This window comes from Bacillus sp. GbtcB14, assembly GCF_019091205.1.
Taxonomy (GTDB): Bacteria; Bacillota; Bacilli; order Bacillales; family Bacillaceae_G; genus Bacillus_A; species Bacillus_A cereus_AG.
The window spans coordinates 108,617-132,373 of sequence record NZ_JAGXJT010000001.1 but is presented as its reverse complement, the minus strand read 5'-3'; the positions used below and the strand labels follow the sequence as shown (position 1 = coordinate 132,373).

The following is a 23,757-nucleotide window of genomic DNA, read 5'->3' as shown; positions in this document are numbered from 1 at the left end:
CGTTTTGTTAAACTAAAATTAATGTACTACATTCGAGAGAAAGATGCAAGATACCAAAAAATATATCAGCGATTTTCGCAATCTATCGACCGTAACTCCAAATATATCGGCGATTTTTATAATATATCGACTTACCGACATTTTCCGACAATCGTGCCATAAAAAAAATTGCCGGACTTAATCCGGCAATCCTTTATTACTTACGTAACTCCGCACCAAATTTCTCTTCTACCGTTGTTAATACACGGTTATGTGCTTCTGTTACTTCTTCGTCTGTTAACGTACGTTCTGCATCGAAGTAGGTCATAGAGAATGCAAGTGATTTCTTGCCTTCTTCCATTTTTTCACCTTCGTATAAGTCGAATAGCGCTACGTCTTTCAGAAGTTCTCCACCAGCTTCAGCAATGACTTGCTTCATTTCGCCAGCTTTTGTTTCTTTTGTTACGACAACAGCCATATCACGTGTCATAGATGGGAAACGTGGAATTGCTGCGTAGTAAGTTTCTTCTGCGTCTGCACCGAATACTTTTACAAGAGATAGTTCGAATACGAATGTGTTTTTCACATCTAATTGTTTTTCTGCTTCAGGGTGCAATTGACCGATGAAACCAATTACTTCGCCATCTAATACGATATCAGCTGTACGACCTGGGTGCATACCTTCACGTTTTGCTGGTGCATAAGTGATTTGGTTTGAAACGCCAAGTACATCGAATAATCCTTCTAGTACACCTTTCACAACGAAGAAGTCTACTACTTTTTTCTCACCTTGCCATGCATGGTGAAGAGCAAGACCTGTCATAACACCTGCAAGATGTTGTTCTTCTTTCGGAAGTTCTCCTGCTTCTGTTGGTAAGAAGATAGAACCTACTTCGTATAAAGCAACGCTATCGTTTTTACGTGCAACGTTGTATGAAACTGCTTCTAACAATTGTGGCACTAAGCTTAAACGAAGTTGGCTGCGCTCTTCACTCATTGGAAGTGCAAGATTTACAGGCGACTTTTCGTTTGGCTCAACCATATATTGTTTCGCTTTGTCAGCGCTTGTTAATGAATACGTGATTGCTTCATATAAACCAGCACCTTCTAAGAAGCGACGTACTTTACGACGTTTCGTTTGTGCTGATGTTAATTTACCACGAGTCATTGTTCCAGAAGGTAATGTAACTGGAATGTGGTCATAACCGTATAGGCGCCCCACTTCTTCTACTAAGTCTTCTGAAATTGTAATATCAGGACGACGTGCTGGTACATTCACATGGAATGTTCCTTCTACTTCTGTGAATGGGAATTTCAAGTTTGTGAACATTGTACCCATTTCACTTGCAGAAATATCTGTACCTAATACACGATTTACTTTTTCAGCAGTAACAGATACTGTACGCTCTTGTACTTGTAAGTTATCAGCTTCTACTACACCTTCAAGTGCTTCTCCGCCAGCGTATTTCGCCATTAAAGCAGCTGCGTGTTGAATTGCTTCAAATGTACGTGTTGGATCAATTCCTTTTTCGAAACGTGCACTTGATTCACTGCGAAGACCTAAGTCTTTTGATGTACGGCGCACTGTTTGACCTGCAAAGTATGCAGATTCAATTAAAACGTTTACTGTCTCATTTGTAACTTCAGAATCCGCTCCACCCATTACACCAGCAACAGCTAAAGCTTTTGTGCCGTTTGTAATTACAAGGTGGTGGCTTTGTAATGTACGTTCTTGATCATCTAACGTTTCAATTTTTTCGCCCTCTTTTGCAAGACGAACAACGATTTCTTTTGAACCTAATTTATCGTAATCGAATGCATGTAACGGTTGACCGTATTCCATTAAAATGTAGTTTGTAATATCAACTACGTTGCTAATTGGACGAATGCCAGCTGCCATAAGGCGAGTTTGCATCCAAATTGGTGATGGACCAATCTTTACGTTTTTAACCATTTTTGCAATGTATAATGGATTTTCTTCTTTCGCTTCTACACTTACAGAAATGTAATCAGAAGTTTTTTCTGCTGTTTCTTGTAAGTCAATAGCTGGAAGTTTTACTTCACGGCCGTAAATAGCAGCTACTTCATATGCAACACCTAACATATTTAAGCAATCTGCACGGTTTGGTGTTAAACCAAGCTCAAGTACTTCATCATGTAAGTTTAAAATTTCAAGTGCATCTGCACCAACTTCAGCGTCACTTGGGAAGATGAAGATACCATCTGCATATTCTTTTGAAACTAACTTTCCATCAATGCCAAGCTCTTGAAGAGCACAAACCATACCGTGAGAAGCTTCACCACGTAGTTTTGCTTTTTTGATTTTGAAATTACCAGGAAGTACAGCGCCAACTTTTGCAACTGGTACTTTTAAACCTTTTGCAATGTTAGCAGCTCCACAAATAATTTGAACTGGTTCTTCTTCACCGATATCGATTAAGCATTTGCTTAATTTATCAGCTTCTGGATGTTTTTCACATTCTAATACGTGACCAACTACAACACCTTTTACACCTTTATTTAATACTTCAACACCTTCTACTTCAATACCACTTTTCGTGATTTTGTCTGCTAGTTCTTGTGCTGTTACATCTTTAATATCTACATACTCTTGTAACCAACGATATGATACGAACATACTTATCCTCTCCTTCCCTTACGCTCGTTTGAATTGTTGTAAGAAACGTACATCATTTGTATAGAAATGACGAATGTCATCTACGCCGTATTTCAACATTGCGATACGCTCTGCGCCCATACCGAATGCGAAACCTTGATATTCTTTTGAATCATAACCAGCCATTTCAAGTACGTTCGGGTGAACCATACCTGCGCCTAAAATCTCGATCCAGCCAGTTCCTTTACAAGTGCCGCAACCTTTGCCGTGACACATCATACAAGAAATATCCATCTCTACAGATGGCTCTGTGAATGGGAAGAAACTTGGACGAAGGCGGATTTCACGATCTTCACCGAACATCTTTTTCACGAATACTTGTAGTGTACCTTTTAAATCACTCATGCGAATGTTTTTATCGATTACAAGACCTTCAATTTGCATGAACTGGTGTGAATGCGTCGCATCATCGTCATCGCGGCGATATACTTTACCAGGACAAATAATTTTGATTGGGCCTTTTTCTTTATTATTTTCCATCGTACGTGCTTGCACAGAAGATGTATGTGTACGTAATAACGTTTCTTCTGTAATGTAGAATGTATCTTGCATATCACGCGCTGGGTGATCTTTCGGTAAGTTTAATGCTTCGAAGTTGTAGTAGTCTTTTTCTACTTCTGTTCCTTCAGCTACTTCATAACCCATACCGATAAATACATCTTCAATTTGCTCAACAACAGCTGTTAACGGATGGTGACAACCTGTTTCAACAGGACGACCTGGCAGTGTAACATCAATTGTTTCAGTAGCTAATTTCGCTTCAATTACTGCTTTTTCTAAGTTACCAATTTTGTCTTCTAGACGCGTTTGAATCGCCTCACGTACTTCATTTACTAATGCTCCCATACGTGGACGCTCTTCTGCTGATAATTTTCCCATGCCGCGTAATACTTCTGTAATTGGACCTTTTTTACCTAAATACGCTACGCGTACGTCGTTTAAGCCTTTTAGCTCTTTCGCTTCTTCAATAAGCTCTAACGCTTTTTGCTTTAGCTCTTTTAAACGTGCTTCCATTTTGGAACCCTCCTAATTTTAAAAATAAAAAAACCTCGCTCCCAAAAAGGGACGAGGTAAATTCGCGGTACCACCCTAAATTGACAGAACAAGTCTGCCCACTCATTAGTTATAACGATCAATTCTGACCGGAACGCCTTTACATATATATGGTCCTGGCGTCAACTCCAGAGGTGAATTCACTTCCGTCTACCATAAGAATGCTTTCAGTCTAAGGCATTCTCTCCCTATATGGCGATTTTGTAAGTTACTCTTCTCTATCAACGTTTTTCGTTATTTAACTTTTAATATAATATACTTCAACTTATTATAAGAAGTTTTTTATTTGTTCGCAACTGGGCTTTGCAAATAATACGTTAAAATCCCTGCTGCAACCGCAACATTTAATGATTCTGCCCCGCCGTAAATCGGAATATACAAGTTTTGATCCGTTTTCGCAAGAATTTCTTGGCTTACGCCGCTTCCTTCATTTCCTACAATTAATGCAAAACTACCGACCGGTGTTACTTCACCATACGGAACTCCATTTTCAAGAGCTGTTCCATATACAGGAACGTGTTGTTCTTTTAGCTTGTCTACCCATTCTTCTAAGTTACCTTTTACAACTGGTAAATGAAAAATAGAACCTTGTGTAGAGCGAAGCACTTTACTATTATATGCATCAACGCATCCTTCTCCAAGCACAACGGCATGAATACCAGCTGCATCAGCTGTACGAATAATTGTCCCTAAGTTGCCTGGGTCTTGAAGACCATCTAATAACAGAAATTTTCCATCTGCAAGAGCTACTTCACTCTCGTGTTTCTCACAAACAGCAAATACACCTTGCGTCGTTTCTGTTTCACGAAGTACTTTTACGATTGCTTCAGGTACGATATACATTTCCACATCATTAACTGTCCAATCTTTCGGAAGATCTGTCTGATCAGAAACGATAAGTTCTGTTACAACTCCTGCTTTTAAAGCTTCCTCAACTAAGTGGAATCCTTCTACAAAAAATAAACCTTTTTTATCGCGCTCTTTTTTCGTCTGCAGCTTTTTCCACTGCTTCACACGCGGGTTTTGTATTGAATCAATGTTTTTCATAATATGTATTTCCCTCTCTTCTTGTCTTATCATTATAGCCTATTTTTCATACATATTTACATAAAAAAGAACAAAAACTAACGTCAGTTTCAATTCTGAAGAAGAGGTGAAAGCAATGAGTTTTAATTTACGCGGTGCTGTATTAGCAAATGTATCTGGAAATTCACAAGACCAATTACAAGAAACAATTGTCGATGCAATTCAAAGCGGTGAAGAAAAAATGCTTCCAGGTCTTGGTGTTTTATTCGAAGTCATTTGGAAAAACGCTGATGAAAATGAAAAGCATGAAATGTTAGAAACGTTAGAGCAAGGATTAAAAAAATAAGCAATTTGAAAATCACCTTCGCATAAGCCAAGGTGATTTTTTTTACGAAAAAAATTTTTTCTTCTCCTAAACATTTCTACTTTACTAACGCTACCCCGATGGAGTACAATGTTCAAAATACATTTAAACCGATCGATTTTTCTTCATATACACCATTAGATAAAAGGAGTGAATGTTTTATGCAACGTATTACGCTTGAACAAGTTTTTAAACATCACATTACACAAAAATATGTAAACCGTTCTGGAATGGTCCACGCGATTGCTGTCGCTTACCATGCGTTTCACTTAGCGAAAAAGCATCATACCTCAGTCGATGCTGCAACAAAAGCTGGTTTCCTTCATGATATCGGACATCATACATGGTACAGTGAGGGAGAATGGGACTATGACTTGTATAAAAAGAATGATATACATGCAATTAAAGGAGCAGAAAGAGCTCATAAATTGCTTATTAGATTAGGAGAACATCCGAAACTAGCAAAAGAAATTTCTATCGCGATTCTTCTTCATACAGATTCTTTCTTAGTACAGCAAGAAATTGAAAGGACATCTCTTCAAAACATTATTAAATGGGCAGACGAAGCAGATGAAGAACCGGGCGGAGCGCACCATTATAGAACGATTTCTTATGAAAAAGCACTTAAAGCTATTCAGCAGTTAGACCGATTGGTAGAACGTGAATTACAAATAGAGCAATCAAAATCGAACAATAAGGCAGAACATAGTTATCAATGAGAAAGAGGCATCACTACAGAGTGATACCTCTTTTATTATTTTATGGAAAATACACCTTTATATGTAATATTTAAATATTACATATAAAAACAAAATACTATATAATTAAATATACAAATATAAAGAGGTGATTTTATACATGCAACCCGCTACACAACTTTCTAATGAACAGAAATACTCCATGTCATGGGGACAATTTATTAGCTCCGTTTTATTCGCTTTTTTCGGAACCGGACTTATTACTGTGTTCCTCGCAATGCCATTAACAATTTATACAGCAGGTCTTACAGATAAAAAACAAATTGCCTTATATGAATCTATCGTAAACACTGCAAGTATCGTATTACAACTAGCCGTGTTGTTATTCTTCATTTTTAAATTCGAACCCGCAAAAAAATTACTACTAAAATCATTTAACTTTAAAGTACTTAAAGAATGGCGTACATACGTATACTTTCTTCTTTTCTTCGTTATAAACATCATACTCAATTACATCTTGTTACATTATGTGTTCCAAGACGCAACAAAGCAGCAATCTTCCGCACTAAGCTTAGACGTCTTTAAGCAGTATCAAATATTATTACTTCTCAGCTTCGCAATACTTACACCAATTTTTGAAGAGCTTATTTTCCGTGGTTTTATACTTCGCTTCTTCTCAGAGCGCTTTCCATTTTGGATTGCAGCAGTTTTAACCAGTCTCTTCTTTGGTATCGCTCATACATACTCACTCGGAGTAATGATAATTACTTTCTTCACAGGATTATTAATGGCCATTTTATGTAAAAAAACAAAATCCATTATTCCAGCTATGTTATTTCATATTATGAATAATATGTTAGCATTCTTGAGTTAAAAAGAGGTATCATCACGATACCTCTTCTTACTCTTTTATAACAACTTAAAAGTCTTCCGTTTGCACAGAACATCAATGTAAAATTATTACGGTCTGTAAATATTAGCTTCAAAATATCATTTTTACTGCAATGATGACTTTTTTTTATAAACATTCTATAATCTTTATATATAATTATTAAATACAAAAGGATAGGTGATTCACTATTATACAAGCCACGCAACTAACTTACCCACAAAAGCATCCTATGTCACTCTCACAGTTTCTATTTTCGCTTGTTTTCGCGATTTGGGGAACAGGATTTCTAGCCGATCTCTTTATAGGCCTTCCTACCGTTATTTATACAGAAGGTTTAACCGATCCAAAACAAATTGCTTTAGCAAAATCACTTACTACTTTTGGGAGGCATTTATTTGTATTGTGCATTTTATTAATTTTAATTTATGCATATAAACCATTAAGAAATTTAATTGTCCCAACGCTAAACTTTACAGCATTAAAAAAAGTAAGCACATACATCTATATCATTCTTTTTTACGGACTATATATTGTTAATGATATATTTATAATTAGTAATCTTTTCCCTGATGCGGTAAAAGAGCAGTCATCCACTTTAAACCTAGAAATGTTAAAACAATACAAACTAGTATTGCTACTAGGTACCGCTATATTTGTACCTATTTTTGAAGAACTTATATTCCGTGGCATTATTCTTCACTTCCTACAACAGCGCTTCCCTTTTTGGATTGCAGCACTTGGGTCTAGCTTTCTCTTCGGAATAGGTCATATGTACTCAACTGGTGTGATGTTTAGTATGTTCATACTAGGTCTATTTATGGCTATTTTATGTAAAAAAACAAATTCCATTATTCCAGCAATGTTATTACACATACTGAATAATACCATTGCATTGTTATAGAACTTCCATTTGTTTTTTGGGACATGTGAGTGGAGTCCAAGACAAAATTAAAAGTATACGTAATATGAGATTCATTATTTTTATCGCTGGAATATTAGAGATTATCTTCTGGTTACTCATGCCTGTAGGTGATTCATACTCTATATAATATTTTTTAGAAACCAATAAATCGGAGGTAATACAGAAGTGTTTGGAATATTAACTTGGATGATTGTAGCCCTTACTTTGATGTTATGCCAATTCATCGTTGGCATTTTTTTAATTATTGCTGGTATTAAATGTCTTAAATCACTCACTATTATAGCTGGTTTAATCAGCATATCTCTTATCGTTGTTCCTATCATTTGTATAGGTTCTGGAATAGATTTAGAGGGGATGGTTCCTATTTCAGGAACTTTATATTGGAGTTTTTTCTCTTTAGCCGGACTATTAGCTATTATAAGCGGAAGACAAATATCCAGTATTCGTGCTATGGGAACAATTTTGTTTATAACAGGTCTATGCTCCGTAACTGGTTATCATTTTTTATATTTAACTCTTTAAAAAGACAAAAAGCAGGGAAATTAATTCCCTGCTTTTCTATTTGGTTTATTGCCTGATGGTAAGAAGAACGATAATACCCAAGCAATACCTGCGAGTATCGTTGCAATTAAGAAGGCATCGTTAATACCGTTAATTGCAGATAACTTCGAAATTTGTCCAAATAATAGCTGCGTGCTCATCGCATCTCCTGCTTGAGCCGATCCAGCAATCGCTGCTAAACTTTGGCCCATACCGTGTACTTTATCAACTAAAATTGGATTTGACGTCGTTAACATGTTGCCGTAATCCGCTACGTGAGCAGTCGTTTGTTGCGTCATAAGTGTAATTAATATCGCTGTTCCAATTGAACCAGCTACTTGTCTTGACGTATTTTGCGTTGCTGTACCGTGAGAAATTAATTTCATCGGCAGTGCATTCATACCAGCTGTCATAATTGGCATCATAATGAATGACATACCAATTGAACGTATAATATAATCCGTCATAATAACGCTATACGGTGTATCCATCGATAACGTTGTGAATTCATATGTCGCAAACGTTGTAATGGCTAATCCAACAATCGCTAACGGACGAATACCATATTTATCAAATAGTTTACCTGCAATAGGTCCCATGATACCCATAATTAATGATCCTGGTAGTAATAATAAACCTGATTCAATCGGCGTAAAGCCGCGAATGTTTTGCAGATATACTGGAAGTAATAACATACCTCCGAATAATGCCATCGTAACGATTGCGTTAATTACTAAAGTAAAAGTAAATACTGGATATTTAAACACTTGTAAATCCAGCATTTTATTGTCTGTCGTTAACTCTCTCCAAATAAATAACGCTAAACCAATTACACCGATAATAAGTGAAATAACAACTTCGGCACTAGTCCAACTATTATTTCCAGCTTCACTAAATCCATATAGTAAGCTACCTAATCCAATACTTGAACTAATCACACCAAATACATCTAATTTCGTATTAGACACTGGCTGAGCTAGTGTAAAGAATTTTAAAGATAGGAACGTAATAATTAAACCTATTACAAACATTCCGTAGAACATTAAGTTCCAGCTATAGTTTTCAATAACCCAGCCCGTTACAGTTGGTCCGATAGCTGGTGCTAAAATCATTGCAACGCCTAGTAATCCCATCGCTGCTCCGCGCTTATGAGGCGGGAATAATGTCATAAAGATATTCATACCAACCGGCATTAAAATACCTGCACCGACCGCTTGAATAATACGACCTGTCATCATCATTGTGAAGTTTCCTGATGTAGCACAAATGATCGATCCTACTGTAAAGAATAACATTGCTGCTACAAATAATTTACGATACGTAAATCGTGAAACTAAAAAGGCACTAATCGGTACTAAAATACCATTTACAAGCATAAATCCTGTAATTAACCATTGTGCTGTTGAAGTTGATACGTTAAATTCATTCATTAACGGAGGCAATGCAACGTTAATGATTGTTTGGTTTAAAATAGAAACGAACATACCGAGAATTAATACTGTTACAACTGCTTTTACATTTACATTCTCTATAGGCATAGACTTTTGTTTTTTCGGCATTTCTTTTTCTTGTTTTACTTCTTCTTGCTTGCCTGTTTCTAATTCAACTACATTAGAAATTTCTACTTCTTGCTTTGGTTCTTTTTCTTGCTCTTCTACTTCTAACTTACTTACTTCTATTTTACTTACGGCTGGGACTTGTTCTTCTCCCACGTTCGTTTTTTTCTTTCGTAAAAGACGATTTACAAGGAAGAAGACGATTATACAAAATAGTGCATATCCTACAATTGCAATTGAGGACATCTCATCTCCCCCTTACTTATGAATACGAACTGACACATTCATTCCAGGAACAATATTTACTGATTTACTATGGTCTAAAGAAACTTTAACTGGCACAACTTGCTTTACTTTTGTATAGTTCGCTGTCGCGTTACTTGATGGTAACATTGAAAATGTATTTGCTGTTGTTAATCCAACTTGTTCTACTTTACCTGTTAACGTTGTATCTGGATATGCATCTACATACACATCTACTGTTTGACCTTTTTGAACATCGTCAATCACTGTTTCTTCAATATTTGCTGTTACCCATAAATTGTTCATATCAAATGCATAAGCAATTGGGCTACCCGCTCCAACGAAAGCATTTGTCGTTGCGTTTGATTGTACAACTGTTGCATTTTGCGGAATTGTTACATCTACTGTTTGTTCCCCATTTGCTGCTGCTACAGTAACAGCACCTAATTTGTCGTTCTCATTGTAGTTCTTACCTACTTCAGCTTTCCAGTCCGTTAATTTACCAGCTACTGGTGAAGCAATCGGAATTACCTTTCCATCAATTTTTGCATTGTCTGTTTTTAAGTAATTTTCCGTTTGGTTGTAATAGTAGTAACCGCCAATACCGCCACCAACTAGTACAATTAATGTGATAATGTTGATAATTACCATTCTTCGAAACTGATTCATTGCATTCCTCTCCTTATATCGCATATAATTTTTTTCTAAACTATTTACGTCCTTATTGTTTAGATTGTTTAATTGTTAATTATATTAACTTTTAAACAAAAAAATCACACCATCTGCGGTGTAAATCGAAATTTATCTACCTGCGAGCGGTGCTGATTTCTGAAGGACTATCGTTTATAATTATAAATAATTATTTCGAATCTACAACCGACAATTTACGTATGAAATGTTGCTTAAACAACAATATAATATCAATATGTTGTTTAAGTATAGAAAATTAAACGAGGAGAAGTAAAAATGTCTATTAAAAATACAAATGATCCACGTGTAAAGCGGACGAGACAACTCATACAGGATGCTTTTGTCGCTTTAGTAGGCGAAAAGGGATTTGACGATGTAACTGTTCAACATATCGCAGAACGTGCTCCTGTAAATCGCGCTACGTTTTATAGCCATTACCATGATAAATATGACCTATTAGACAAAAGCATCGAAGAAATGTTAGAGAAATTAGCAGAAGTTATTAAACCCAAAAATAGAAATAAAGAAGAGTTTCAACTTACATTTGATTCACCACATCCGACATTTTTGGCTTTGTTCGAACATATCGCAGAAAATGTGAACTTCTATAACGTTATGCTCGGTGATAAAGCTGCCGGAAACTACTCTTATAAAATGATGAAAACAATACAAACTCATTTAACATTAAGCCTATCTATTTCACAGCCAGATGATAAAGACCTTATGGTTCCTCGTGATATTTTAATTAGTTATGTGACAGGAGCTCATATCGGGATGATTATGTCATGGTTAAAAAGAGGGATGATTTATACCCCACATTTTATGGCCATGCAATTAACTCGTTTAATTATTTTAGGTGCTCATACTGCAGCTGGATTAGAAAGACCTTTTTAAAACATAAAAAAGCGAAGGAGAACCTCCTTCGCTTTTTCTATTAATTAAATGTAATGTTATGTACAGCCTCTTTATCAAGACGTTTAATAACTTCTACAATTAACTTCACTGCATTTTCATAGTCATCACGGTGTAACATTGCCGCATGAGAATGAATGTAGCGCGTTGCAATCGTAATTGCCATAGACGGAATACCATTTACAGCAATGTGAATTGCGCCTGCATCCGTTCCTCCGCCCGCTACTGAATCATATTGGTACGGAATTTGTAATTCATCAGCAACATCAACTACAAAGTCACGTAACCCTGTATGTCCAATTACAGAAGCATCATATAAAATGATTTGTGGTCCATCACCCATTTTACTTTGTGCTTCTTTTGCTGTTACACCAGGTGTGTCACCAGCGATACCAACATCTACTGCGAATGCGATATCTGGTTTAATATAGTTTGCAGATGTTTTCGCACCACGAAGACCGACTTCTTCTTGTACAGTCCCTACGCCATATACAACGTTTGGATGCTTTTCATCTTTTAACTGTTTTAATACGTCAATTGCAATTGCACAGCCAATTCGGTTATCCCATGCTTTTGCAAGTAACATTTTTTCATTCTTCATCACTTGGAATTCAAAGTAAGGTACAACTTGATCTCCTGGTCGTACGCCCCACTCCATCGCTTCTTCTTGGCTAGAAGCACCAATATCGATGAACATGTCTTTAATTTCGACTGGCTTTTTACGCGCTTCTGGAGGTAAGATGTGCGGTGGTTTTGAACCAATTACACCTGTTATATCTCCTTTACGCGTTACAATTGTCACACGCTGCGCAAGCATAACTTGTGACCACCAGCCACCAACTGTTTGGAAACGAAGGAAGCCTTTGTCATCAATTTGCGTAATCATAAAGCCAACTTCATCTAAATGACCAGCAACCATAATTTTCGGGCCATTTTCTTCCCCTACTTTTTTCGCAACTAAACTTCCTAAATTATCAGTAGAAAGTTCGTCCGCAAACGGCTCAATGTATTTCTTCATTACTTCACGTGGTTCACGTTCGTTACCCGCGATACCACGTGCATCTGTTAATTCTTTTAGCATTGTCAATGTCGCGTCTAATTTTGTCATTGCCAACACCCTCCTTTTTCTTCAGTCACTTCATTATACAAAAGGAAATTGAAATATTCAAAAATTAAATTAGTATCCTTGTGTTTGACGCTGATGATTTACTTCATTTTTGTCTAAATACGCCTTTTCAATCTCTTCTTGCTCAAACTCAAGCGCTTGTCCAAGTCGAAGATAGCTTGTAAATAATTCAATATAGTTCGTAATAGATGGTTGATCTGTAAAACGAATTACCTTCGCATATGTGTCTAAGAAAATTTCTACTTGTGTTTTATTCGTTTGTGCACATTTATAGAATAGGAAGTTTTTATCAATACCTAAATCAATTCCGATTGATAAAATAAAATGCAAACCATCTACGTATTCTTCTAATATTACTTCACGTTCTGATGCTGGTTTGTTGCTCCAATATTTAAAGCAACGTGTTTCATTTGCAAGTTCTCCAATTTCTACAAGAAGAGCTAACATTTTTTCTTTTAACAACTTTTTCGGTTGTAAGTCATGCTCTTTCGCAATACGGTCATCTAATTCTTTTTGTAATTTAAATAGTTGTAGTAAGTCCATTCTATTGTCCTCCTCCAACATCGCATTTTACGCAACAATGTTGTTTCATCTCAAAGTTCATTATTATTTTTCGTTTCTTATTAATAAGTCAGCCATTTACCTCTTTACAAAATAGCTTGTCCTTAATTTACAAATACGTTTCAATCATCACTTTTAGATTGTACACTCTGATTGGTGATAACTAATAATTATTCAGGGATTGCCCACTGATAAAAATTTTATTTTATCTGATGAAAGTTCCATATCATCTTTCCATTATAGCAGTGTCGTTTCAGGTAGGAAAGATACTCTTCTTTCCAAAGGAGTATAATTGAAAAAAGCCAGGAGGATTCTCCTGGCTTCATATGTATATTCTTCTATATTGCTATAGCTTTTATATTGTTTTTGTCATATCATTTAGAATTTCTCTTTACATACAAACAAAAAACCTTAGAAGAAAAATCTTCTAAGGTTTCAACTAATTAATTAGTTAATGTTGTTTTTTGCAACTGTTGCTAATTCAGCGAAAGCTTTTTCGTCATGAACAGCTAAGTCAGCAAGCATCTTGCGGTTAACTTCGATGCCAGCATTTTTAAGACCGTGCATTAAGCGGCTGTAAGAAAGACCATTCATACGAGCTGCTGCGTTGATACGTGTAATCCATAATTTACGGAAGTCACGTTTCTTTTGACGACGGTCACGGAATGCATACATTAGAGATTTCATAACCTGTTGGTTAGCAACCTTGAATAATGTACTCTTAGAACCGTAGTAACCTTTTGCTAATTTTATAACTTTTTTACGACGTTGACGAGTAACTGTACCACCTTTTACTCTTGGCATAATATTACCTCCTAATTGTTCTATATATCAGCCGAACTTATTTTAAGTTGTCAAGCATTTGACGAATGCGTTTGAAGTCACCAGCGCTTACTACACCAGCTTTACGTAGTTTACGTTTAGCTTTTGTAGATTTGTTAGCGAATAAATGGCTTGTGTAAGCGTGAGAACGTTTCAGTTTACCTGATCCAGTCTTTTTGAAACGCTTTGCAGAGCCGCGATGAGTTTTTTGTTTAGGCATAGGTATTTCCTCCTCTATCTATTACTTATCGTTTTTCGGTGCTAAAACTAAGAACATACTACGTCCTTCCATTTTAGGCTTAGATTCAATTGTACTAACTTCAGCACAAGCTTCTGAGAAGCGATCTAAAACACGTTGACCGATTTCTTTATGAGTAATGGCACGTCCTTTAAAGCGAATTGACGCTTTAACCTTGTCGCCTTTCTCTAAAAACTTGATAGCATTACGAAGTTTTGTGTTAAAGTCGTGTTCATCAATTGTTGGACTTAAACGAACTTCTTTCATGCTAATTACTTTTTGATTTTTGCGCTGTTCTTTTTCTTTCTTCTGTTGCTCAAAGCGGAATTTACCGTAGTCCATAATGCGGCATACTGGCGGTTTCGCATTTGGAGCAACTAATACTAAATCAAGATTAAGATTTGCAGCTAAGTCTAAAGCGTCATTACGAGACTTGATTCCAAGTTGATCGCCATTTGCACCAACTAAACGTACTTCACGTGCACGAATTTGCTCGTTAATCATCATATCCTTGCTAATAGTAAGCCACCTCCAAGGTTTTCTCAGAACATATTTTGTAGTCATAGAACCCGACAAAAAAAGTGCGGGCATACGACACCCACACTTGTAAATTCTTAAGTAAGAAATACATTTACCTGTAAACTGCGAATGCGTCCATCAGGTGAGAAGCGGGTGCTTCTACTTGTTCCACAAAACAATATTCTATTATCCTTGATGAGTTTATCATAGGACATGACGTCTGTCAAGAAGACGCGATGTGTTTTACTAACAACAAGAAATATTGTAACAAACAACTAACATACTTGCAATACTTTTTTATGATAAGTATGGTTTGGTTATTTTTTCTAGTTTTTCTCTTTTATAATACATATAAAAGCCGCGGTATACCGCGGCTCTGTCTTATCGTTTTCCTTCTACTTTAATCATATCAACAAAAGCATCTAGTGCAATTGTTTCTGATTTTTGTTCACCATATTTACGTACGTTTACGCCGTTTTCAGTCACTTCATTGTCACCTACTACAAGCATGTACGGAATTTTTTGCATTTGCGCTTCACGGATTTTGTAACCGATCTTCTCTTCACGAGTATCTAATTCAACACGGATACCAGCACGACGTAATTCGTCTTGTACTTTCTTCGCATAGTCTAAATGTACTTGCGGAGAAACTGGAATTACTTGTGCTTGAACTGGAGCTAACCAAGTTGGGAATGCACCTTTGTATTCTTCAATTAAGAAGGCTACGAAACGTTCCATAGTTGATACAACACCACGGTGAATTACAACTGGACGATGTTGTTTACCGTCTTCACCAACGTAAGCTAATTCAAATCGTTCTGGAAGTAAGAAGTCTAATTGTACAGTTGAAAGTGTTTCGTCTTTTCCAAGAGCAGTACGAACTTGAACGTCAAGTTTTGGACCGTAGAATGCCGCTTCACCTTCAGCTTCATAGTAATCAAGACCCATTTCATCCATAGCTTCTTTTAACATACCTTGTGCTTTTTCCCACATCTCGTCATCAGCATAGTACTTTTTAGTATCAGCTGGGTCACGATAAGATAGACGGAATGAATAGTTCTCCAAACCGAAATCTTTGTACACTTCTAGCGTTAAGTTTACAACACGTTTTAACTCTTCTTTAATTTGATCTGGGCGAACGAAAATGTGCGCATCGTTTAAAGTCATTCCGCGTACACGTTGTAATCCAGATAACGCACCTGACATTTCATAGCGGTGCATTGTTCCAAGTTCCGCAATACGGATTGGTAATTCACGGTAGCTGTGAATATCATTTTTATAAACCATCATGTGGTGAGGGCAGTTCATTGGACGAAGAACTAACTCTTCATTATCCATTTCCATTGATGGGAACATACCATCACGGTAGTGATTCCAGTGACCAGAAGTTTCATAAAGCTCTCTGCTTCCTAGTACTGGAGTGTATACGTGATCATAGCCTAAGCTTGCTTCTTTATCAACGATGTAACGCTCAATAATGCGGCGGATTGTTGCACCTTTTGGTAACCAAAGTGGTAAACCTTGTCCTACTTTTTGGCTATTAGTAAATAGTTTTAATTCTTTACCTAATTTACGGTGATCGCGCTCTTTCGCTTCTTCAAGCATACGTAAGTGCTCATCTAATTCTGCTTTCTTAACGAATGCAGTACCGTAAATACGTTGTAGCATTTTATTATTGCTATCACCGCGCCAGTAAGCACCCGCAACGCTTAATAATTTAAATACTTTAATTTTCCCTGTAGATGGAAGGTGAACACCACGGCAAAGGTCGAAGAATTCGCCTTGCTCATAGATTGAAATAACTGCATCTTCTGGAAGATCGTTAATTAAATCTAATTTTAACTCATCGCCGATTTCTTCAAAGCGACGAAGTGCTTCTGCACGTGGTACTTCATGACGAACGATTTCTAAGTTCTCGTTCACAATTTTTTGCATTTCTTTTTCGATTTTCTTGAAGTCTTCAACTGTAATTGCTTCTTCCATATCAATATCGTAGTAGAAGCCATTTTCGATTACTGGACCAATGCCAAGCTCAAGCTTAGCATCTTTATATAAACGTTTTAACGCTTGTGCTAAAAGGTGGGCTGTTGAATGGCGTAAAATGTATAAGCCATCTTCAGAATCTAATGTAATAATAGAAACTGCACCATCTTCTTCGATTGGTGTAACAAGATCGATCATCTCATCGTTTAATTTTCCAGCCACAGCTTTTTTCTTTAAGCCTGGGCTAATAGAAGCTGCGATTTCTTCAGTTGTTACGCCTTTTGGAAACTCCTTCACAGCTCCATCAGGGAAAGTAATTTTAACTACATCTGCCATCACTGGTCACTCCTCTTTTTTTCAAAATAAAAAACACTCATCCCGTAAAAAGGGACGAGTGTTGAATTCGTGGTTCCACCCTTGTTCCAATTAACCTTATTGTTAATTGCTCAAGTTCAACATAACGGTGTTGTCCGTTAGCAATTACTAGAAAAAACCGTTCACTGCTAAAGTTTAGAGGTGGTAAGTAATAATCTCGTACTAGGAAGCTCACACCCTAAGGCTTCCCTCTCTGAAAATCGTAGAAAACTACTCATGTCCTCATCATGACATTTCAATATATTTCATTTATGTAGGTAATTATATGCTCAAAAACTTAGAAAATCAAGGGCGTTACCTTTATTTTTTAAATTTTTCACATTGCGCTCAAACTCATGTAATCCATGTAATTGGACCCGTTCTTGAAATACATTTCGCAAAGTAATAATCATATTATGGTCTTGTTCTTTCGTATATAAATAAATTTTTTTCGGCGAAATAGAAAGAAGTGGTGCAATTACTTTCGTATCAATATATACATCCTTTTGCTGTAATAATTCCTCGTCTATATATTGGACTAATTTCTCCTGTTTTAAACGTCTACCTTTATCATCATAGAAAATAAAACTTTCATCAAAAATAAGATGCACACAGGACAAACGTGATTTTCTGCTGCGCACTTGTTGCCTTAGCGTCTCAATAAACATTTGATATTCTTGTTCCAACTTATACTCATCAATCGACACTTCAGCAAGCTTAGTTACCATTTCCCTATATGTACGAAGGCGAAAACGAACATATGATGAAAACGAGAACGAAAGCGGATCACAAAGCCAGTTATTTAAAGAGGATTTAATATATGATTCAAATGTATGGCGTGTTAATTCACGAGCAATCCCTTTTCTTCTTCCTTTTAAAATTTCTTGTGCCATATGCAATATTTGATGACACTCTTCCTCTTCTTCATAAAAAAACTTTTCTTTTAAGATTGTATAAATCCACTCATTTTGCTTTACATTCACAATGAAATATACCATTACTGGCAATAAAATCTTTTCAATATAATTCGATTCACATACTGGTATGTGAATCACCACCTTTTGTTCCTGTAAATATACACTCGTTTCCTTATATAACAGTTCCGCTCTTTTCAATAGTTGTCTATATACATGCATAGCATCATTTTTTTCTTCGAAGCAAATTTCAATCACTTTTGTCCCCCCTTTTATCCCTGCTCTAAAGGATTGTATCTATACGTTACAAATCCTATAAGAGTCCGTCCCGCGTGAAGTTCACTCTTAGTAGAATTACATTTCCTATCGTTAGAAAATCCACTCGATATGGCTTGCTAATTTTATATATATTAAGGGAGGGAGAAAAAAATGATACAAGCTACAATGAATTTTCCATAAGACCTTTTCGTTTTACAATTCACCTAGTCTGAAAAGTGTTCAAAACAAAAAAAGAGCAAGCTTTTCAGCTTACTCTTTACTTATGACGTCGGTTTTTCCCGCCAATTGGAATTGGCTTCGCTAAATATTTAATTCGTTCCATAATACGCGCTGCTTTCATTTGTTCTGCTTCACCACGTTGTGTATACGTTAAATGATGTTCCAATTCCTTGAAATCAAAGTTAGACGTAAAGAACGTCGGTAAGTTTTCTAACATACGGAATTGCAAAATTGCGCCAAGTACATCGTCACGCACAAAGCTTGACATCGCTTCTGCTCCGATATCATCTAGCATTAAAACTTGTACGCGTTTCACCGCATCAATCTTTTCCCCAATCGAATTATCTTGAATCGAACTTTTAATTTCACGTAGAAATTCAGGGAAGTATACGAGCATCGAACTTATTTTCTTTTGAGCAAGCTCATTCGCCATTGCTCCTAACAAATACGTTTTCCCTACACCAAATTTACCGTACAAATACAAACCTTGTACTTTTTTACCAGGTTCATATGTACTTAAAAATTCATTGGCAGCACCAATTGCATCAATACGCGCATCTAAATCTGAAGGATCTAAGTTTTCCATCGTTGCCTGTAAAATGTCAGTTGGCATATATACACTTTGAACGAGTTTTTCATATTTCTTTCTCTCGTCATACGCTACTTTTCTAACGCAACGATCGTATTGAATATCAATCATCTTCCCTTGGATAACAAGCTTTGGCTCATATCCTTGCAGCATGTTTTTACACGAACCTAGATCCGGACAATCCGCGCAACCTACACTTTGCCCAATATATTCGTATAACTTCACAAGGCTGCGCTCAATCATAGAAGTTGTTACTTCACCTTGATGTTCGTCTATAAATTCTTTCACACGCGGATGTGCCATTACTTCCGCCTTTAATACTTCATATCTATTTTTAAAATTTTTATTTTCCATTAACTTTGCAAATGAATTTTGAATATGCTCCATTTTCTCACCTCAAAGAGCGTTCATTCTCTTCTATTAATCACGCTTATATTTTTTTAACACTTCTTCTAGTCGTTTTCGTTCATCGTCTAACGTACTCGCATCTTTTTTCTTACTTATATCTTTCTTCACTGTTTCTGTTTCTTTCTCTTGTTCTTTCGGCTCTTCTTTCAGCCAATCTGGTACCATTTCTGTTCGCACTGTTTTCTTCGACGTACGACCTTTTTTCTTCGTCTCAGCCCATTCTTGATATTGACGATTTTCTTCTTTCGCTAACGCCATTGCTTCAGCTACTGTACCGACCTTTTTACGTGCCCAATGCCCAGCAATTTTCTCCACATACGTTTTCGCAAGTTTCATATCTGAGCGTAGCATAACGTAATAAATAAGTACATTCACAACACCTGGCGTTAATTTTTGATTGATCATTACATCTTCAACTATTTGTAAGTCAGCCTTTGTCGCCTCTGCACCACCAGAGATTTCTTTCAATAGTTGTTTTGGTGAGATTTCCTCTAACTGTTTGATTAACATCTCTTCTTGCGTAGAAGGCTCTTTCCCTTTCATCATACGTGCAGCGTGAGGCTGTACCCTTTCACTTAATACAGGTAACGCTTGACCGTTTTCGAACTGATACCAATCACGCGCTCCTTTTCTAAGCCTTTCGATATCAATTGTCTGCATCTCTGTCACCGTACCAAGAACGATATTTTGCATCGATAACACATCTACATCGTACACGTAAGCAAGTGTAATGACACACTCTCGCACTTGATCTGTAATTGCCTTTTTAGGGACAAGAGCGGACAAGCCATCTACAAATAAGGAGAAATCAAAGAAATCATTCCAAACTTTCGGAGCATCTCCCTTCTCGTTACTTGGCATGGCTGTCGTTTTTGGAATACGAAGATCTTCTTGCGCATGCTCAAGCTGTCCTGGATTAAACGAACCAAACACATCATTGAAAGAACGCGTAACATTTTCATAAGAAGCAAAATCAAATTCTTCTTCTAAGAAATATTGCTTTACTTGATTATATTTTGTCCGACTCAATCGATTGTATAAAAAGATGCTTAACACAATATCATCAAAAAACTGCTTCGGAGATAAAGGTGGTTGCAATTCGTATATGAACATTCGAATATCTTTTTCTTTCTTAATATATACCTTCAAAAGCCCAATTGCCTCTAACTTTACTCGTTCCTCATATATTTCGGGAAGCTGCATTTGCATGGTCACCATAAGGGAATGATGTGTATTCTCTTTTCCAAACACACGATCTTGCTCAAGCTCCCCCCATAGCGTCATATATAAGCTAAAAGCTCTACTACCTATTAATGGCTGATACAACATCGTTAACACTTTTCGGTCGTAATTATGCAGTAACCCTTTCGCACTTACTTTATAACGATCAATTGGCAATAGCTCCATCCATGACTGTTTTTCCATTCTTGCTTGTCCTTTCTCTCATCCAATCTATCCTCTACTTCATTCATTCTATCTTCATTATATAATTTCTTAGCGAAAAAGAGCTATTAGCTTTCGCTTTTAGCTCTCTTATCTCATTACTTACGGTATGTAAAGAGAATAAAATACAACTTCTACTCTCTTTCTTTTTGCAGTATATCTTTTAATTCTTCAATAAATACATTTAAATCTTTAAATTGGCGATATACAGAAGCAAAACGCACGTAAGCAACATCATCAATATCACGCAGTTCTTCCATAACAATTTCACCAATCATATCACTTTTCACTTCTGATATACCTAAATTACGAAGTTCACGTTCCACACTTTGAGTTACTTCTTCTAATTGTCTTAAAGATACTGGTCTTTTTTCGCACGCTTTAATCAAGCCGCGCAAAATCTTTTCTTTATTAAACTCTTCTCGTGTGCCTTCTTTTTTTACAACGATAAGAGGTGACTCTTCTACTCTTTCAAATGTCGTAAAGCGACTTAAACAACTTTCACACTCTCTCCTTCTTCGAATAGAGCGCCCCTCGTCTACCGGACGCGAATCTAACACTCTTGTACCATTATGAGAACAGGATGGACAACGCAATATATTCACTCCTTTACACTATACTCTTTATTTTTTCTCTACTTACTTCATCTGACAATATATATACAATATTATATAACTCATTCTAACTCTCTTACCACTTTAAGTTTAAGCACATTATTTTATCATCTCGTTTTCAAAAATAAGATGGTAGATGGGGTGCTAACTTATTCATAAGAGCTTAATTTATTAACTAACGAGTACGTTATATTTTTCCTTTTTTATAAACTAAAAAAGAGGTGCATTATACACCTCTTTACATTTTAAATCAATTATGTTCTTTTTTAAAGAGCTTTTGTTTCTCTCTGCTTAATTTCGAAGCTACCAGTGCCTCGAGGAAGCTCGATGCTCTCACGCGTTTTTGCGTTTAAACCTTCTGCAATATATTCTGCAGCAACATTTGGATCAATACGATCCCCACAAGTATAAACATCAATACTTGCGTAACCGTGCTCCGGAAAGCTATGAATTGTTAAATGTGATTCCGAGATAATTACTACTCCACTTACACCTTGTGGTGCAAATTTATGGAAAGCAACCTCACGCACTTCAGCACCAGCTCTCAGTGCTGCATCCACAAATAATTGTTCAATATACGGCATGTCATTAAGCTTGTCGAAATCGCAATCCCAAAGTTCAGCGATTACGTGACGACCCATCGTATCCATAGTATCCATTCTACAGTTCCCCCTTGTAAATTTATTCTAACTGTTCGAATTGAAAACTAATTTGCAATTTGGCTTGCTCCACTACCACGGGGGAAAGTTAGTCCAGAGAGGTCCTAACCCTTTAAGTAGTGACTACGTACCTCAGCTCTTAAGTTTACGAGTGTTAGTATACTTTGTTTATTTTCATTTTGCAACAACAGTTTTTTCGATTTTCTGTCATATTTTCCTCTTTACTTTTCCCTAAAAAAAATAAACGATTCACAAATACAGTAATCACAACGTTTCGTGGTATGTCCACTTTCAAAAATATACTTATATAATTTTTTCCCTTTTCAGAAAAAAATAAAAAAAAGAGAGCAAATATTCACTTGCCCTCTCCCTTATTCACTTAAATATGTTGCACATTTTTTTGTTTCGCTAATTCGTCAACAACTAACGTTACAAGATCTACAACACGACGAGAGTAGCCCCACTCGTTATCATACCAAGCAAGTACTTTCACTTTACGATCACCCATTACCATTGTAGATAAACCATCAATAATAGCTGAGTGTGTATTTGTATTAAAGTCAATAGATACTAAAGGCTCTTCGCTGAATTCTACAATGCCTTTTAACGCACCGTTTGCAACAGTTTTAAACGCATCGTTAATAGCTTCAACTGTCACATCACGTTTTACATCTACTACTAAGTCAACAAGAGACACGTTTGGCGTTGGTACACGAAGTGCCATACCATGAAGTTTTCCGTTTAAGTGCGGAAGAACTTTTGCAAGCGCTTTCGCCGCACCTGTCGTTGTCGGAATGATTGATTGTCCGCAAGCACGTGCTCTTCTTAAATCTTTATGTGGGTTATCAATATTTTTTTGGTCATTTGTATAAGCATGAACAGTTGTCATTAAACCGTTTTCAATTCCAAATTGCTCATCTAACACCTTAACAACAGGCGCTAAACAGTTTGTTGTGCAAGATGCATTTGAAATAACAGTATGTTTTGTGATATCTAATTGGTCTTCGTTCACACCAACTACAATTGTTACATCTTCATTTTTACCAGGCGCTGTTAAAATAACTTTTTTCGCTCCAGCTTCAACATGAAGAATTGCTTTTTCTTTTGAATTAAATTTACCAGTTGCTTCAATTACAACTTCAACACCTAGATCTGTCCAAGGCAATTCCTTTGGATCGCGGTTGTTTAAAAGGCGAATCATTTTTCCATCAACTAATAAGTGATCTTCAAATGCTTCTACTGTTCCGTCAAACTTGCCGTGAACTGTATCATATTTAATTAAATGTGCTAACGTTTCAGATGGATAGCTTGCATTGATTGCTACAATTTCGAATGCGCTTTCTTTTATTGCCTGACGAAATACCATTCTCCCAATACGTCCAAATCCATTAATTGCCACACGAGTCATAATATGTTATCCCCCTTGAATGCGTTATACTATTTATCTCCAATCCCAATAATAGTATAACACAAAAAG

The 23,757-nt window shown here is 36.4% G+C and carries 23 protein-coding genes, 1 pseudogene and 4 other annotated features (1 of these 28 running past the window's edge); of the genes and pseudogenes, 7 read left to right on the top strand and 17 right to left on the bottom strand.

Annotated elements, in window-relative coordinates; all coding sequences use genetic code 11:
* Nucleotides 1-2 (bottom strand) — a binding site (T-box leader); it reaches 250 nt to the left of the window's first position.
* Between the two features lie 194 nt (nt 3-196).
* The 3 genes from pheT to KVT31_RS00720 form a co-directional block, all read right to left on the bottom strand.
* Nucleotides 197-2,617 (bottom strand): phenylalanine--tRNA ligase subunit beta, encoded by a 2,421-nt coding sequence (gene pheT / locus KVT31_RS00730; RefSeq protein ID WP_088097937.1) that lies wholly within the window; start codon nt 2,615-2,617, stop codon nt 197-199.
* A gap of 18 nt (nt 2,618-2,635) precedes the next feature.
* Nucleotides 2,636-3,670 carry a phenylalanine--tRNA ligase subunit alpha gene (gene pheS / locus KVT31_RS00725; RefSeq protein ID WP_000388220.1) on the bottom strand — a complete coding sequence of 345 codons (1,035 nt, stop codon included), beginning with the start codon at nt 3,668-3,670 and terminating at the stop codon, nt 2,636-2,638.
* A gap of 44 nt (nt 3,671-3,714) precedes the next feature.
* Nucleotides 3,715-3,943: a binding site (T-box leader), on the bottom strand.
* Nucleotides 3,944-3,991: 48 nt separating this feature from the next.
* Nucleotides 3,992-4,789 carry a TrmH family RNA methyltransferase gene (locus KVT31_RS00720; RefSeq protein ID WP_140392561.1) on the bottom strand — a complete coding sequence of 266 codons (798 nt, stop codon included), beginning with the start codon at nt 4,787-4,789 and terminating at the stop codon, nt 3,992-3,994.
* 82 nt (nt 4,790-4,871) lie between these two features.
* Here KVT31_RS00720 and sspI point away from each other — a divergent pair, with 82 nt between their 5' ends.
* The 6 genes and pseudogenes from sspI (at nt 4,872) to KVT31_RS00690 (ending at nt 8,133) form a co-directional block, all read left to right on the top strand.
* On the top strand, nt 4,872-5,081 hold the full coding sequence (gene sspI, locus KVT31_RS00715) for a small acid-soluble spore protein SspI (protein WP_000009509.1): 210 nt from the start codon (nt 4,872-4,874) through the stop codon (nt 5,079-5,081).
* A 179-nt stretch (nt 5,082-5,260) separates the two neighbouring features.
* Nucleotides 5,261-5,818 (top strand): HD domain-containing protein, encoded by a 558-nt coding sequence (locus tag KVT31_RS00710; protein ID WP_088097939.1) that lies wholly within the window; start codon nt 5,261-5,263, stop codon nt 5,816-5,818.
* 139 nt (nt 5,819-5,957) lie between these two features.
* Complete coding sequence (locus KVT31_RS00705) at nt 5,958-6,671, top strand: CPBP family intramembrane glutamic endopeptidase (RefSeq protein WP_088097940.1); 714 nt, start codon at nt 5,958-5,960, stop codon at nt 6,669-6,671.
* A gap of 247 nt (nt 6,672-6,918) precedes the next feature.
* On the top strand, nt 6,919-7,590 hold the full coding sequence (locus KVT31_RS00700) for a CPBP family intramembrane glutamic endopeptidase (protein WP_088097941.1): 672 nt from the start codon (nt 6,919-6,921) through the stop codon (nt 7,588-7,590).
* Between the two features lie 16 nt (nt 7,591-7,606).
* A pseudogene (locus KVT31_RS00695) lies at nt 7,607-7,738 on the top strand (DNA-binding protein); the annotation flags it as partial.
* 38 nt (nt 7,739-7,776) lie between these two features.
* Nucleotides 7,777-8,133, top strand: a complete 357-nt coding sequence (locus tag KVT31_RS00690; protein ID WP_088097942.1) for an ammonia permease — start codon at nt 7,777-7,779, stop codon at nt 8,131-8,133.
* Nucleotides 8,134-8,153: 20 nt separating this feature from the next.
* On the opposite strand, the gene KVT31_RS00685 is transcribed toward KVT31_RS00690, so the two are convergent.
* Together KVT31_RS00685 and KVT31_RS00680 are read right to left on the bottom strand one after the other, a co-directional pair.
* Nucleotides 8,154-9,953, bottom strand: a complete 1,800-nt coding sequence (locus tag KVT31_RS00685; protein WP_088097943.1) for a DHA2 family efflux MFS transporter permease subunit — start codon at nt 9,951-9,953, stop codon at nt 8,154-8,156.
* A gap of 12 nt (nt 9,954-9,965) precedes the next feature.
* A complete protein-coding gene (locus tag KVT31_RS00680) occupies nt 9,966-10,619 on the bottom strand; it encodes an HlyD family secretion protein (protein ID WP_088097944.1) in 654 nt (217 codons plus the stop codon).
* A 297-nt stretch (nt 10,620-10,916) separates the two neighbouring features.
* Here KVT31_RS00680 and KVT31_RS00675 point away from each other — a divergent pair, with 297 nt between their 5' ends.
* Nucleotides 10,917-11,534, top strand: a complete 618-nt coding sequence (locus KVT31_RS00675; RefSeq protein ID WP_088097945.1) for a TetR/AcrR family transcriptional regulator — start codon at nt 10,917-10,919, stop codon at nt 11,532-11,534.
* A gap of 40 nt (nt 11,535-11,574) precedes the next feature.
* Here KVT31_RS00675 and KVT31_RS00670 read toward each other — a convergent pair whose 3' ends face one another.
* From KVT31_RS00670 to KVT31_RS00615, 12 genes are all read right to left on the bottom strand, one after another.
* Complete coding sequence (locus KVT31_RS00670; protein ID WP_088097946.1) at nt 11,575-12,660, bottom strand: M42 family metallopeptidase; 1,086 nt, start codon at nt 12,658-12,660, stop codon at nt 11,575-11,577.
* 69 nt (nt 12,661-12,729) lie between these two features.
* Entirely contained in the window at nt 12,730-13,221 is a 492-nt protein-coding gene (locus tag KVT31_RS00665; RefSeq protein WP_000365050.1) for a dUTP diphosphatase, read from the bottom strand.
* Between the two features lie 465 nt (nt 13,222-13,686).
* Nucleotides 13,687-14,043, bottom strand: coding sequence for a 50S ribosomal protein L20 (gene rplT / locus KVT31_RS00660; protein WP_001138364.1), 357 nt, complete (start codon nt 14,041-14,043; stop codon nt 13,687-13,689).
* A gap of 37 nt (nt 14,044-14,080) precedes the next feature.
* The gene (gene rpmI / locus KVT31_RS00655; RefSeq protein ID WP_001125946.1) at nt 14,081-14,281 is read right to left on the bottom strand and encodes a 50S ribosomal protein L35; all 201 of its coding nucleotides are present in this window, start codon (nt 14,279-14,281) and stop codon (nt 14,081-14,083) included.
* Between the two features lie 21 nt (nt 14,282-14,302).
* Nucleotides 14,303-14,806, bottom strand: a complete 504-nt coding sequence (gene infC, locus KVT31_RS00650; protein ID WP_000973214.1) for a translation initiation factor IF-3 — start codon at nt 14,804-14,806, stop codon at nt 14,303-14,305.
* 62 nt (nt 14,807-14,868) lie between these two features.
* Nucleotides 14,869-14,989 (bottom strand) — a sequence feature (ribosomal protein L20 leader region).
* Nucleotides 14,990-15,199: 210 nt separating this feature from the next.
* A complete protein-coding gene (gene thrS / locus KVT31_RS00645) occupies nt 15,200-17,137 on the bottom strand; it encodes a threonine--tRNA ligase (RefSeq protein ID WP_000786073.1) in 1,938 nt (645 codons plus the stop codon).
* Between the two features lie 47 nt (nt 17,138-17,184).
* Nucleotides 17,185-17,414, bottom strand: a binding site (T-box leader).
* Between the two features lie 31 nt (nt 17,415-17,445).
* Complete coding sequence (gene ytxC / locus KVT31_RS00640; RefSeq protein ID WP_088097947.1) at nt 17,446-18,327, bottom strand: putative sporulation protein YtxC; 882 nt, start codon at nt 18,325-18,327, stop codon at nt 17,446-17,448.
* A gap of 277 nt (nt 18,328-18,604) precedes the next feature.
* Nucleotides 18,605-19,543, bottom strand: a complete 939-nt coding sequence (gene dnaI, locus KVT31_RS00635) for a primosomal protein DnaI (protein WP_000400114.1) — start codon at nt 19,541-19,543, stop codon at nt 18,605-18,607.
* A 33-nt stretch (nt 19,544-19,576) separates the two neighbouring features.
* Nucleotides 19,577-20,989 (bottom strand): replication initiation and membrane attachment family protein, encoded by a 1,413-nt coding sequence (locus KVT31_RS00630; RefSeq protein WP_088097948.1) that lies wholly within the window; start codon nt 20,987-20,989, stop codon nt 19,577-19,579.
* Nucleotides 20,990-21,141: 152 nt separating this feature from the next.
* Nucleotides 21,142-21,603 carry a transcriptional regulator NrdR gene (gene nrdR, locus KVT31_RS00625; protein WP_001203687.1) on the bottom strand — a complete coding sequence of 154 codons (462 nt, stop codon included), beginning with the start codon at nt 21,601-21,603 and terminating at the stop codon, nt 21,142-21,144.
* Between the two features lie 284 nt (nt 21,604-21,887).
* Nucleotides 21,888-22,271 (bottom strand): adenosylmethionine decarboxylase, encoded by a 384-nt coding sequence (gene speD / locus KVT31_RS00620; protein ID WP_002003660.1) that lies wholly within the window; start codon nt 22,269-22,271, stop codon nt 21,888-21,890.
* 388 nt (nt 22,272-22,659) lie between these two features.
* Nucleotides 22,660-23,688 carry a glyceraldehyde-3-phosphate dehydrogenase gene (locus KVT31_RS00615; protein ID WP_000198973.1) on the bottom strand — a complete coding sequence of 343 codons (1,029 nt, stop codon included), beginning with the start codon at nt 23,686-23,688 and terminating at the stop codon, nt 22,660-22,662.
* Nucleotides 23,689-23,757: the final 69 nt, after the last annotated feature.